General features: G+C 35.0%; 12 protein-coding genes. 3 read left to right on the top strand and 9 right to left on the bottom strand.

What is annotated here, in order from left to right; all coding sequences use genetic code 11:
* The first annotated feature begins 61 nt into the window (after positions 1 to 61).
* Positions 62 to 673, top strand: a complete 612-nt coding sequence (locus EP747_RS00745) for a GNAT family N-acetyltransferase (protein ID WP_129688816.1) — start codon at positions 62 to 64, stop codon at positions 671 to 673.
* Between the two features lie 68 nt (positions 674 to 741).
* Here EP747_RS00745 and EP747_RS00740 read toward each other — a convergent pair whose 3' ends face one another.
* The 8 genes from EP747_RS00740 to nadB form a co-directional block, all read right to left on the bottom strand.
* The gene (locus EP747_RS00740) at positions 742 to 1,251 is read right to left on the bottom strand and encodes a BofC C-terminal domain-containing protein (RefSeq protein WP_165346758.1); all 510 of its coding nucleotides are present in this window, start codon (positions 1,249 to 1,251) and stop codon (positions 742 to 744) included.
* A 219-nt stretch (positions 1,252 to 1,470) separates the two neighbouring features.
* On the bottom strand, positions 1,471 to 1,929 hold the full coding sequence (locus EP747_RS00735; protein ID WP_235832718.1) for a GNAT family N-acetyltransferase: 459 nt from the start codon (positions 1,927 to 1,929) through the stop codon (positions 1,471 to 1,473).
* Positions 1,930 to 1,956: 27 nt separating this feature from the next.
* Positions 1,957 to 2,538, bottom strand: a complete 582-nt coding sequence (locus EP747_RS00730) for a TetR/AcrR family transcriptional regulator (protein WP_129688082.1) — start codon at positions 2,536 to 2,538, stop codon at positions 1,957 to 1,959.
* 287 nt (positions 2,539 to 2,825) lie between these two features.
* The gene (locus EP747_RS00725) at positions 2,826 to 3,587 is read right to left on the bottom strand and encodes a YhcN/YlaJ family sporulation lipoprotein (RefSeq protein WP_129688081.1); all 762 of its coding nucleotides are present in this window, start codon (positions 3,585 to 3,587) and stop codon (positions 2,826 to 2,828) included.
* A gap of 244 nt (positions 3,588 to 3,831) precedes the next feature.
* Complete coding sequence (locus EP747_RS00720; protein WP_165346756.1) at positions 3,832 to 6,741, bottom strand: LysM peptidoglycan-binding domain-containing protein; 2,910 nt, start codon at positions 6,739 to 6,741, stop codon at positions 3,832 to 3,834.
* A gap of 212 nt (positions 6,742 to 6,953) precedes the next feature.
* On the bottom strand, positions 6,954 to 8,063 hold the full coding sequence (gene nadA / locus EP747_RS00715) for a quinolinate synthase NadA (RefSeq protein ID WP_129688079.1): 1,110 nt from the start codon (positions 8,061 to 8,063) through the stop codon (positions 6,954 to 6,956).
* A 25-nt stretch (positions 8,064 to 8,088) separates the two neighbouring features.
* Positions 8,089 to 8,916: a carboxylating nicotinate-nucleotide diphosphorylase gene (gene nadC, locus EP747_RS00710; protein ID WP_129688078.1), complete on the bottom strand. Its 828-nt coding sequence runs from the start codon at positions 8,914 to 8,916 to the stop codon at positions 8,089 to 8,091.
* Between the two features lie 12 nt (positions 8,917 to 8,928).
* Positions 8,929 to 10,410 (bottom strand): L-aspartate oxidase, encoded by a 1,482-nt coding sequence (gene nadB / locus EP747_RS00705; protein WP_129688077.1) that lies wholly within the window; start codon positions 10,408 to 10,410, stop codon positions 8,929 to 8,931.
* Positions 10,411 to 10,525: 115 nt separating this feature from the next.
* On the opposite strand from nadB, the gene EP747_RS00700 reads away from it, so the two are divergent.
* Entirely contained in the window at positions 10,526 to 11,680 is a 1,155-nt protein-coding gene (locus tag EP747_RS00700) for an IscS subfamily cysteine desulfurase (RefSeq protein WP_419179227.1), read from the top strand.
* An 8-nt stretch (positions 11,681 to 11,688) separates the two neighbouring features.
* Positions 11,689 to 12,231, top strand: a complete 543-nt coding sequence (locus EP747_RS00695; protein WP_129688075.1) for a transcription repressor NadR — start codon at positions 11,689 to 11,691, stop codon at positions 12,229 to 12,231.
* A 449-nt stretch (positions 12,232 to 12,680) separates the two neighbouring features.
* Here the strand turns inward: EP747_RS00695 and obgE are convergent, their stop codons facing one another.
* Positions 12,681 to 13,967, bottom strand: a complete 1,287-nt coding sequence (obgE, locus tag EP747_RS00690) for a GTPase ObgE (protein ID WP_129688074.1) — start codon at positions 13,965 to 13,967, stop codon at positions 12,681 to 12,683.
* Between the last annotated feature and the right edge of the window lie 6 nt (positions 13,968 to 13,973).

The following is a 13,973-nucleotide window of genomic DNA, read 5'->3' as shown; positions in this document are numbered from 1 at the left end:
ATAATATTTAGCAAAAGCTCGATACTTAAGAAAATCTATAGGGAGGCCATTCGATTTGAACATGTTTCCAATTCTAACTACAGAGCGACTTTATTTAAGAGAAATAAAAGTCACTGATCTTAATCGAATGTTCAATATTTTATCAAGAGAAGATGTCACAAAATATTATGGACTAGATGCACTAAAAAATAGTAGTGAAGTATTGGACGTAATTCATTATTTTAGAGAAATGTATGAAACGCGCAATGGCATCCGTTGGGGGATGATTGATAATGAAACAAACAAATTAATCGGAACATGTGGATTTACTGCCTACAATGAACGAAACAAAAGGGCTGAAGTTGGCTATGAGCTACACCCAGACTATTGGAGAAAAGGTTTTGCGACAGAGGCTTTAAAAGCATTATTATCATATGGATTTGATCATCTTAAACTAAATCGAATTGGTGCGATCGTTTATCCAGAAAATCTACCTTCCCAAAAACTTCTTGAAAAGATAGGATTTACGAATGAGGGCCTACTACGCGAGTATTTAATACAAGGTAGCACAGTGCATGATACTTATGTTTATTCAATTTTGCGAAGTGAATGGGAACGAAATAAGGAAAAGGAAGTTCGAAACAGAAAAAATGACTTGAACCATACAAATACAAAAAATCCACAAGGAAAATGAATTACCTGGTGGATTCTTTTTAATTTTTAAATAGTCGTTACCGATTGACCACAGTTGAATTCCTAAATTTAATTTACGATTCTTTCATACTCTTTTAAGTAATGTAATAGATAATCGTAATGATTTTTGGTCGAAATTTTAATCCCTTTCTCAAGCTGCTTTTGTTTATTTACTTCTAATTTATTCGTATCTATTTGAAAAAAAGATTCAATAATATTATTACCACTTGGCACTCCAATATATAAATTCAAAACTCCATTTGAATTTATTCCTAAATAACCTTTCGACTTTAAAGTAGGTGAAAGATCATTTATTTTTTTCATTAGTACGATTTGATCATCATTTTCTTCTATAACTTTCCATCCCTTAAATTCTTTTTTTACTTGAACCAGCGTTTTGTGTTGATTAATATAAATTTCCTCAATCACTTCACCGTTTATATATACTTTATGTAAAATGATTGTAATCCCCTTTTTGTTAGAACTATGATGAATATCATTATGAGCTGCCAATGTTTCAGTTTGTGCCGGTATTAATAAAGCTAGTAAACAAACAAATATTAAAATGAACTTTTTCACAAACATCCACTCCTTTAGACAAAATCATACAAGCTTTTTTAGTTTGACCATTCCTTTTATCTTTATCCAAGATGTTAATAAATTTTTATTTGCAAATGGCCATTAATCTTCTAAACAAAAAAACCTAAAGAGTTGTCTTTAGGAAAGGGAGACGAAATAAACATAAATGAAATTTACTAACAGCTTTAATGTTAATGAATTTCAGTCTAATTTTAGCATTTAATTTCCAAATGTAATTTCAAATAGAGATATAAAAAAATTAGGTGCCACTTCAATTTTCTTATGAAATTTAAAACCAGAAGTTTTATATAAGTTAATGGCTGGTAGATTATCTGATCCTGTTGAAACAATTACCTTTTTCTTTTTGGCAATTTCATTTAAAAAATAATTAACTAATTTTCTTGCAATGCCCCGCTTAAAGCAACTAGGATGTACTACTAATCTACATATTTGATATTCGTTATCGCCTTCTGAATAGGCCAAAAATCCTTTTAAATCATTCTCAATCACATAACCGATAAAGATTTCTTTGGAATCTCTAATACTTTCGACATTGTCCTTTAATTGTGGTATTCCTTCAAAATTGATTAACTTTGCCTCTACCTTATATGCAGGTAACTGTACATTTAAAATTAAATTTGCCATTTTTTTATCTTTATTATCTAATTTTAAAATCAAAATTTTCTCCTCCTAGTCACCTGACCCTTAATCCTGCCCTTTTGATAAACCATTTAGTATATAAAAGTTAAACAACTCAGTAATTTTTTTAGGACTTAGTGCTTCGTGCTCTTTCTCCCAGTCTATTTTAAGTGTTGTATAAAGTCGAAACATTACCAAAGCAGTTATTTCGGGATCACATTCAACAATTTCTTTCTTTGCTATTGCTTCTTCAATTTTTTTCTGTATGTATTGAATGATTGAATGATTCAATCGTTTTAAAGCGTCATGTACTATAGTCGTTCCAATTTCTTTTTGTTCCTGAAGTAACTTTATTGTTAATTCATGTTCATTATGAAAAGCAATAAAAACTTCAATTCCTTTATGAGCTTTTTCAATGAATGAATCTTCATCATGAATGGATTGTTCTGCTAAAAATTTCATTTCTGTAATCAAATTATTGATGATTTCATCAAACAATTCTTCTTTATTTTTGAAGAAAGTATAGATTGTTCCCTTTCCAACATTTGCTTGTTTTGCGATTTGACTCATTGTAGTTGCTTTATAGCCAAAAATGGTAAATGACTTTGCGGCAGCTTGTAAAATATTTTGCTTTTTCAAAAAACTCACCTCAAATTCTCTTATTAACCAATTGACCACTTCGAACTTTTGGTCAATATAAAAATCACTTTACCATATTGTTTAACCCTCATCAAACGAATTATTTAATTATTCTAAGAACTAAAAGGAACTTATTTTTCATCATTAAATTAAGAAAAGTTATGTAATTAGAAAAGAAACAAGAAATTAATGTAACTATAGCTTGGTGAAATCCCATCCCTCACAATTTACTCTATTTGAACACTCTAAAAAAGGAAGAAGCAGAGCTTCTTCCTTTTCAGTGTAAAAATTGATTTTTATCGGTTTGGATTAGTTGCATCCTTAACATCATTTTTTACATTTCGATACATATGTTTAACATTTTCTTTTGTATCGTATAATACATTTTTAGTGGCATTTGGAACGTTATTTAAATTATTTCTAATTGTTCCATCGAATGTTACATAAACTTTTTTACCACTCGTGTATGGTGATAAAGCGTCTTTAATTTTTGATCGAAATGCGCTTTCATCAACATTTTCATTTACCAAATCTACTGCAACAAGAACCTGATCACCAACAGCAACCGTGTTTGCTTTGTCTACATTTGACATTTGTTCTACTCGTTTAGAAATTTGGTCCGCAAACTTTCGTTCACCCGCGTTCATATTAGTGTTTGTACTAATATTTGTATATGGTACAAGTGGAGCTGTGTTTAAATCGTTATTATAACGAACTTGATCCATCGTGTAGTTTCTATTCATATTATTGACATTTCTTCCATATGTTCCATCATGGATTACGCCATCATTAGAATACTCACTACTTAAACCTTCATTTATACGATCATTTCCGTAGTGATTATTTTTCTTTGTGAAATAATCTTGGTTATTAGGATAGTTTACGTTTTCATAACGGTAATTAACCGCATAAGGGTTTGTCGGTCTATTGAAGTTTACTTTTTCATAACCAACATTTCTTTTATGGTCATTCATGGCATTATTGTTTGTTCCACAAGCAGATAATGTTAAAGCTGTTAGCACTGTACCTGTAGCAACGATAAGACCTTTTTTATTCAATATAAAACCCTCCCTTTAATTACAGTCAATTGTAATACTAAAGTTGTATTACAGAGTTAGGTTGACCTTTTTAGGTGGTTTTTAAATTGTTAATTGATGGTTTGAAACTCATTTTAAGTAAAATAAGTAGTCTTTAAAGGCTGTTACATGAGAAATTAATTTCTAAACCAATTAATTCCTGTATGAAATAGTTAAAATAAAAAAAAGACGATTAGAAATTAATCGCCTTTTTATATAAAATTCTTTATTGTTCATCTTCCTCAAAATATGGCACTCCGTATGAAGACTGATTTTGTGCATAAGGAGTAAATAATTGCGAATTTGGATCAAAATAAGGTTCTGATGCATCACGATACATTGGAGTATTCGGTCCAGTAGCATACGGTGAAATAACTGGTCCGCCTTGGAACTTTGGATAGTCCATAGCTGGCATTGTTTGTGGGAAGTTTTCATTTGGTCCCATATATGCTGGTAATGTTTGCGGGAAATTTGCGTTTGGTCCCATATATGCTGGTAATGTTTGTGGGAAATTTGCGTTTGGTCCCATATATGCTGGTAATGTTGCTGGGAAGTTTTCATTTGGTCCCATATATGCCGGCATTGTTGCTGGGAAATTTTCATTTGGTCCCATATATGCTGGTAATGTTGCTGGGAAGTTTTCATTTGGTCCCATATATGCTGGTAATGTTTGTGGGAAGTTTCCGTTCGGTCCCATGTATGCCGGTAATGTTTGGGCTGCATTTGGATTCGGTCCCATATATGCTGGTAGTGTTTGCGCATTATTTCCTGGCATTGGTGCTGGTAAAGGTGTAGGCATTGGTGCTGGTAATGGCGTTGGCATCGCAGTTGGCGGAACTGGTGCTACTGGCACTCCTCCAGTCGGTGGTGCTTCTCCAGTTAATCCTGGCAGCATCGGCATAGCTCCAAAACTCGGTAATGTTGGTAATGCCCCTCCTTCTCCTCGTGGATAATATGGGTAGTTTGCGTTTGGTCCCATATATGCTGGTAATGTTTGTGGGAAGTTTTCATTCGGTCCCATATATGCTGGTAATGTTTGTGGGAAATTTGCGTTTGGCCCCATATATGCTGGCATTGTTTGCGGGAAGTTTGCGTTTGGTCCCATATATGCCGGCATTGTTTGTGGGAAGTTTTCATTTGGTCCCATATATGCTGGTAATGTTTGGGCTGCATTAGGGTTTGGTCCTACATATGCTGGTAGCGTTTGGGCTGCGTTTGGATTTGGTCCTACATATGCTGGTAGCGTTTGAGCTGCGTTTGGATTTGGTCCTACATATGCTGGTAGTGTTTGTGGTGCATTTGGTCCCATATATGCTGGCATTGTTTGTGGTGCATTCGGTCCCATATATGCTGGCATTGTTTGTGGTGCATTCGGTCCCATATATGCTGGCATTGTTTGTGGTGCATTCGGTCCCATATATGCTGGCATTGTTTGTGGTGCATTCGGTCCCATATATGCTGGCATTGTTTGTGGTGCATTCGGTCCCATATATGCTGGCATTGTTTGTGGTGCATTCGGTCCCATATATGCTGGCATTGTTTGTGGTGCATTCGGTCCCATATATGCTGGCATTGTTTGTGGTGCATTCGGTCCCATATATGCTGGCATTGTTTGTGGTGCATTCGGTCCCATATATGCTGGCATTGTTTGTGGTGCATTCGGTCCCATATATGCTGGCATTGTTTGTGGTGCATTCGGTCCCATATATGCTGGCATTGTTTGTGGTGCATTCGGTCCCATATATGCTGGCATTGTTTGTGGTGCATTCGGTCCCATATATGCTGGCATTGTTTGTGGTGCATTCGGTCCCATATATGCTGGCATTGTTTGTGGTGCATTCGGTCCCATATATGCTGGCATTGTTTGTGGTGCATTCGGTCCCATATATGCTGGCATTGTTTGTGGTGCATTCGGTCCCATATATGCTGGCATTGTTTGTGGTGCATTCGGTCCCATATATGCTGGCATTGTTTGTGGTGCATTCGGTCCCATATATGCTGGCATTGTTTGTGGTGCATTATTTGGCCCCATATAAGCTGGTAAAGTTTGGGCTTTATTAGTAGCTACTGGTGATACTTGCGCATTTGGTTTTCCTGTTGCCACTGGCGATACTTGCGTATTTGGTTTTCCTGTTGCTGCCGGTGATACTTGCATATTTGGTTTCCCTGTTGATACTGGTGATACTTGCATATTCGGTTTTCCTGTTGCTGCTGGAGATACTTGCATATTCGGCTTTCCTGTTGATACTGGTGATACTTGCATATTCGGTTTTCCTGTTGCTGCCGGTGATACTTGCATATTCGGTTTTCCTGTTGCTACTGGTAATACTTGCTCTTTCGCTTTTCCTGTTGATACCGGTGATACTTGCACATTGGGTTTTCCTGTTGCTACTGGTGATACTTGCATATTTGGTTTTCCTGTTGATACCGGTGATACTTGTTGATTTGGTTTTCCTGTTGATACTGGTGATACTTGTTGATTTGGTTTTCCTGTTTCCACAGGAGATACTTGCGGATTTGGTGTTGACGGAGAAACCAATGATCCTGGGAAGTAGTTCTTTTTCTCTGACATGCTTTGTCCTCCCTTGGTGTTCACATTTGATTTATTATCATTTATCGGAATTTTAACTGCCACTGGCGAAACAACTTGCGGTATGTTCGCATTTGGTTTTCCAGTTTGAACAGGAGATACTTGTTGATTCGCATTATTTGTCGCAGGTGATACAGTCGGTTTTGCAGGTGGAATAGGTACCTGAATTACAGGTTTTACTGTCGGTGTAACCTCTACATTAATATTCAAATTATTCTCAGGCTTAGTAGTCGGTTGGACAGCAGGTTTTGGTTGTTCAGCTGTAGGTTGGACAACAGGCTGTGGCTGAGCTACAGGTTGAACATTTCCTTCTTCTACCTCTAAAGCAACACTTGGCTTAGGTTCTTTAGGTAGCTGTACCTCCTTTTTAGAACCTAATGGGGCTGGTTTTTCTCCCCTTTCTGGCACTTTAATTTTCATGCCAGGATAGATCATATCTGGATTACTTAGTTGGGCATTTAATTTAACTATCTCTTCATAGTCGATGTTATATTTTTGAGCAATGCTCTTAAGGGTATCGCCCTTTATTACTATGTGAATTCTCACCTTTTCCCCTCCTGACCAATTGCCTCTACGTTGGATTGTACATTAGTACCTCACAACAATGTATGTCTGAATATTTGTATTTATGATAGAAGGTATTTTAATTTATGACGAGTAAGCTTGTATAAGTATTTACTTTATTCTTGTTTTTTCTATAAAAAAATCATCTAGCTCAGGTTGAACTAAATGATTTTAATTTTTTATGATATTTATTTTTAAGCAAGCTCAAGCATTTTATCTAATGCCTTAATTGCATCTTTTGCAGTTTGTTTATCAACTGTAATAATATTTTGGATGTTACCTTTTTCAATATTTTCTAAAGACCATAATAAATGTGGTAAATCGATACGATTCATTGTTAAGCATGGACACATAAATGGATTTAATGAAATGATCTCCTTATCAGGATGATTTTTAATAATTCTTTGAACTAAATTCATTTCAGTTCCAATTGCCCACTTACTTCCTGCAGGAGCAGCTTCAATTTGGTCAATAATATATTTAGTAGATCCATTGTCATCACTTGCTGCTACAACTTCTCTAGAACATTCTGGATGCACAATAATCCTCATATCCGGATGATTTTTTCTTACATTCTCAATATTTTTTACTGTAAAATTCTCATGAACAGAGCAGTGACCTTTCCATAATATTACTTTGATGTTATTTAGATCGCCCTCATATTCTAAAGTATCCGTTATTGGATTCCAAATCGCCATATGCTCTAAAGGTACACCTAATTCAAATGCTGTGTTTCTACCTAGATGTTGATCAGGTAAGAACAATATACGTTCTTTTTGTGTGAAAGCCCACGAAACAACCTTTTTAGCATTAGATGATGTTACGGTTGCACCATCATTTCTACCGACAAACGCTTTAATAGCAGCAGTTGAATTAACATATGTTAACGGTAAAATCGTGTCTCCGAAAAGCTTCTGTAACTCTATCCATGCACGATCAGTTTGATGGTGATCTGCCATATCTGCCATTGAACAGCCTGCTCTCATATCAGGTAAAATAACAATCTGTTCATCTTCTGTTAAAATATCTGCCGTCTCTGCCATAAAATGTACACCACAGAATACAATATATTTTGCTTTTTTATTATTAGCAGCAACTTGAGCAAGTTGTAGAGAATCTCCTGTCGAATCTGAGAAAACTACAACTTCTTCCTTTTGATAATGATGACCTGGAATGAAAAGAGCATCACCTAATCTCTCTTTTATATCTTTTACTCTTTTTTCCATTTCCTCAGTTGATAATTTATAGTACTCATCAGGAATTTGATATCCTTCATTTTTTTGTATCATATCTAAAACGTTCATTTTCCCCACTCCAATCCCTACTATATTACAAGTAGAAGCTTATATCTAATGCTTTTGCTGAATGTGTTAAACAGCCTAAAGAAATAACATTTACACCACAGTTTTGAAAACTTGCTAAATTATCTAATGTAATTCCACCAGAAGCTTCAGTTACAATCGTTTCTGGTACAAGCTTAACGAATTCTTTGATTTCATCTGGAGTACGATTATCAAACATAATGACATCTGCACCAGCTTCAATAGCTTGAAGAACTTGATCTTTGTTTTCAGTCTCGATTTCAATTTTTACCATATGACCTAATTTATTTCGTAATGAATCAACTGCATTTTTTATTGAACCTGCGTAAGCAATATGATTATCTTTAAGCATCACTGCATCATATAAACCAAAACGATGGTTCGCTCCACCACCACAAGTAACTGCATACTTATCAAATAAACGTAAACCTGGCATCGTTTTTCTTGTATCGACAAGTTTGATTTTCTCGTCGTTTAATGTTTCAACTGCTTTTGAAGTAAGCGTTGCAATCCCACTCATTCGTTGTAAAAGATTAAGCATAACTCTTTCACCTGATAATAATACTTGAACTGGTCCTTCTACTTCTGCAAGTAGTTGTCCTGCCTGAACAGATTCACCATCTTTAACGTGCAGTGTTACTTTTATATCTTCATGAAGTAATTTATAAGTTATTTCGATTAATTCAGTACCAGCAATTACTCCATCTGCTTTTGCAAGTACTTTTCCAGTCGTTCTTTCATGTATTGGAAAAATATGAATTGAGGATAGATCCCCTTCTCCAATATCCTCTAGTAAAAATTGCTCAATCATTTTTTTAGCTTTTAATGTATTCATGAAATTCTCTCCTCAAATTTTAGCTGGTTGGTCTATATATTCTATAAAATGTGAGCCGATGCTTTCTTTTCTTCTTATAGCAGCTTCTGCAATTAGTTTTCCAGTAATTAGCATATTGTATCTTTCTAGTTCCTCTTTGTTCATCGGGCGTGAATCTATTGTTTTAGATTCTAAGAAGTAAGAAAAATATGTGATTGCTTTATTTAAATCTGCTTCCTTTCTTACAATACCGATATACTTCATCATTATTTCTTTTATTTCATCTTTCGTAGGTAACGTTCTAAATCTTGGTATCATGTATTTCGGTTGATTCTCATTTATTTTAGCTAAAGGAAGGTCAGCAATAAATCTCGCAACCTTTTTACCAAACACAATCCCTTCCAATAAAGAATTACTAGCAAGTCGGTTTGCACCGTGCACACCTGTACAAGCAACCTCACCTACTGCATACAATCCTGGAATTGTCGTTTCTCCGTTTGCTGATGTCTTTACCCCACCCATGTGGAAATGTGCGCCGGGAACAACAGGAATCAATCCTTTTTGTAGATCAATTCCATTATTAATAAGATTGGCAGTAATTGTTGGGAAACGTTGTTCAAATCCATCAATCATTTCGATCGATAAATAGATTTCTTCCCCGTTTTGCATTTCATTAAAGATCGCCCTACTAACAACATCTCTTGGTGCTAAATCTTCAAAGGGATGAATTCCTTTCATAATGCGACGACCAGTTTTCGTTACTAAGTAAGCTCCTTCACCTCGAACCGCTTCTGATACCAGACCTTTACATGCCCCATTAATATAAAGCATGGTAGGATGAAATTGAATAAATTCCAAATCAGCCATCTCACAACCTGCTCGATATGCCATAGCAATTCCATCTCCAGTTATGGCCTTATTATTAGAACTAAATTGATACATTGCCCCAATACCGCCTGTTGCCAGAAGTGTTGTATTAGCAAAACAAGATTCTAATTCACCATTTTCATTAAGTATATAAACGCCTTTACATTTACCATCTTGTATGATTAAATCAATTACCATTTCATGTTCAATAATGGTTATTTTATCTTTTATCCGAGCATAAACAGTTTCCACTAAATGCTTTCCAGTGGCATCTCCGCCAGAATGTAAAATTCTATTTTTCCGATGCGCTCCTTCTCTACCAAGATGGAACTGACCTGATTCATCTTTATCAAATTCCATGCCAATAGAAACAAGATCCTTCATAGACGTTGTTCCGTTCTTTACTAGCTCTTCTACCGCTTCTATATTATTTACATTACAACCCGCTTCGAGTGTATCTTGTTTATGAAGTTCCCAAGAATCATCCTCAGACATTACAGCTGCAATCCCACCTTGTGCTAGCATCGAATTGCTGTCCCAAATTTTTTTCTTTGTGAATAGAATCACATTTTTAGACTGACAAATTTCCTCAGCAGCCATTAAAGCAGCAATCCCACTGCCAATAATGACAACGTCTGCAGTTCGCATAGTTGCCCCCTCCATTTACAGTACATCTATTTAAATTTTATCTTATAGATAAAAAAGCTGTCTTGACACCTATATTTACATATATTTAAACTAATGACAAGAAATTTTTTTTTTAATGAGTAAAAAAGGAGGCTTTAAATTGATTTATTTAGACTATGCTGCTACAACTCCAATGAGTGAAGAAGCAATTGAGACATTTGTCACTGCCTCTAAAAATTACTTTGGAAATGAGCGAAGTTTACACGATATTGGCTCAAAGGCTTCACTGCTACTTGAAGCATGCCGCAAACAATTAGCAGGATTTATAAGTGCTAGCCCCGCTTCAATATACTTTACAAGTGGAGGAACTGAATCAAATTTAATTGCTATTCAAACCCTCTTGAAGAGTACAAAAAAAGTCGGAAAACATATATTAACAACAACTTTAGAGCATTCTTCAATTAGTAATTATTTAAAAGTACTGGAAGAACAAGGATATGAAGTATCTTATTTGCCGGTAACAAATAGCGGGATTATCTCATTAGAAGTGATTGAAAATGCAATTCGTGAGGATACTGTATTAGGCATTTTTCAACATGTAAATTCTGAGATTGGAGCAATTCAACCGATTAACGAGATCGCAAATTTATTTAATTCATCAAATATTTTACTTCATTGCGATTGTGTACAATCATTTGGAAAAATAGCAATAGATGTCTCAAAATATGAAATTTCTAGTATTAGTATTTCAGGTCATAAATTATATGGACCAAAAGGGATCGGAGCACTTTATTTAAATCCTAAATTATCTTGTCAACCAATCTATCCCGGTACATCTCATGAAAGTGGGATTCGTCCCGGTACAGTTAACGTTCCAGCAATTGCATCATTCGTAACTGCAGCTGGACATATAATAAATAATCTAGACGAAGAGCAAAAGAGATGTCACTATTTAAAAAATGTTTTAAAATCACAATTACAAGATGTTCACCATCTTATAAAATTTGAAGGTTCTGATGGAGAGTGTATTCCAAATATAATTGGAATGAGGATCATTGGACTTGAAGGTCAGTTTGTCATGCTTGAATGTAATCGACATCAATTTGCCATTTCAACGGGAAGTGCTTGTGCAATTGGCATGCAGAAACCTTCAGAAACGATGTTAGCAATTGGAAAAGACCCTCATGAAGCAAAACAATTCTTCAGAGTTTCAGTCGGGAAACATACAACAGAAGAAGACTTAATCAAATTTTCGTCTGTGTTAAAATTAATCATAAATCAAAATTTTTAATCGAGGAAATTAAAATGAATAAAAAACTTTTAGGGGAAGAAAGAAGAAAGAAAGTTTTACAATGGTTAAAGGAGTCTGAGTCACCCTTATCAGGCAATTCCTTAGCTAAAAGAGCAAATGTTAGTCGACAAGTTGTTGTAGGTGATATTACACTTTTAAAAGCGAAAAATGAACCTATACTAGCAACTGCTCAAGGTTATATTTATATACATCCAAATAAGGAAACTGACAAAATTAGAAAAGTAATTATTTGTCACCATACAGCTGAAGAAACTCAAAAAGAACTAGAAATATTAGTCGATCATGGTGTTACAGTTAAGGATGTAATGGTTGAACATCCCGTCTATGGATATATCACAGCCCAATTACAAATTGCGAACCGTTATGATATAAGCTTATTTCTTCAAAAAATGGGAGAAACAAGCTCTGTCCCACTGTCAAATTTAACAAATGGAACACATCTTCATACGATTGAAGCAGATAGTGAACAGCAGCTAGAAAGTGCAATCTTACAATTAAAAAATGAAGGTTTTATAGTAGACATGCCTTAAATTGTAGGTTTAAGTGGATTGAAAAGGTATTGGTAGATTTCTTTGATCATAAAGGGGCTGTCTCATATGTCAGAGTATACACATGGACATCCCTTTTTTTATTGTAGAGCAGGGGTATCTAAGTCAGACTTTAATTTGTAGTTGATGTTTTCGATCTTGTTACTGATCATTCTTGCAAGTTTTAATGATTTTTTAGTCGAAATAGGAAAAAGTAGAGTAAATTTGCTCCTTTCCCATTTATTTGGCCCAATTTTTTCTACAATGTTAAGTCAAAATACCTTTACTAGTATGGGTAAAACTTTATCATATTTGCGATTCTCGAAATTTATTTGCAGTTCACTATTCATTTGCAGATATAAACTTGTGATTCCCAAGTCTTATTTGTAGTATTTTATTTATTCATAAATAAAAAAGAGGGTGCCCAGCACCCTCTTTTTATATAGGAATTTTTAATCAATAAATTCGAATTCGTATTCAGAAATTTTAACGATATCTCCGTTTTTCGCGCCACGTTGACGTAGTGCTTCATCGATCCCCATTCCACGCATTTGACGTGCAAATCGACGAATTGACTCTTCACGTTCAAAATTAGTCATTTTGAATAGTTTTTCAAGTTCTTCACCTTTTACGACGAACGTTCCATCACTTTCACGAGTAATCTCAAAAGTAGGTTCTTCTTTTTGATATTTATATAGAACTCGTAATGGTTTGTCTTCCTCTTCGTCATGAAGTGGGAATTCTGGAGTTGTTTCAACTAAATCTGCAACTGTAAATAGTAATTCACGTAAACCTTGACGTGTTACCGCAGAAATTGGGAAAATTTGAACTTCATCTCCAACTTGTTCTTTAAACTTAATTAAGTTTTCTTCAGCTTCTGGAATATCCATTTTATTTGCAACGACTACTTGAGGTCGTTCAGTTAAACGTAAATTATATTCTTTTAGCTCTTGATTAATTGTTAAGTAATCATCATATGGGTCTCTACCTTCAAGACCTGACATATCAATTACATGAACAATTACACGAGTTCTTTCAATATGACGTAGGAATTGATGCCCAAGTCCAACACCTTGATGTGCCCCTTCAATTAACCCTGGTAAATCGGCCATTACAAAACTACGATTATCTTCAGTTTCTACAACACCTAAATTAGGAACAATTGTTGTAAAATGATATTCAGCGATTTTTGGTCTAGCAGAACTTACAACAGATAATAATGTTGATTTACCTACACTTGGGAAACCAACTAATCCAACATCAGCTAAAACTTTAAGTTCTAATTTAATGTTTCTTTCCTTACCTGGCTCACCATTTTCAGCTATTTCTGGAGCTGGATTTGCAGGAGATGCAAATCGACTATTTCCACGGCCTCCACGGCCTCCTCTTGCAATAATAGCTGTTTGACCATCCATTGTAAGGTCAGCTATTAATTCACCTGAATCAGCATCTGTTACGATAGTCCCAGGTGGTACTTTTACAATCATATCTTCTGCATTTTTACCATGTTGATTTTTAGACATACCATGTTGACCACGATCTGCTTTAAAATGACGTTTATAACGGAAATCCATTAATGTTCTTAAACCTTCATCTACTATAAATACAACATTAGCTCCTTTACCACCGTCTCCACCAGCAGGGCCACCTTTTGGAACATATTTTTCACGACGGAAGGCTACCATACCGTTTCCACCGTCTCCACCTTTTACATATATCTTGACTTGATCAATAAACATAAATCC

The sequence above is a fragment of the Gottfriedia acidiceleris genome (assembly GCF_004138285.1).
Taxonomy (GTDB): Bacteria; Bacillota; Bacilli; order Bacillales; family Bacillaceae_G; genus Gottfriedia; species Gottfriedia acidiceleris_A.
Note: the sequence above shows the minus strand (reverse complement) of the source record. Positions and strands in the feature narration are given on the sequence as shown.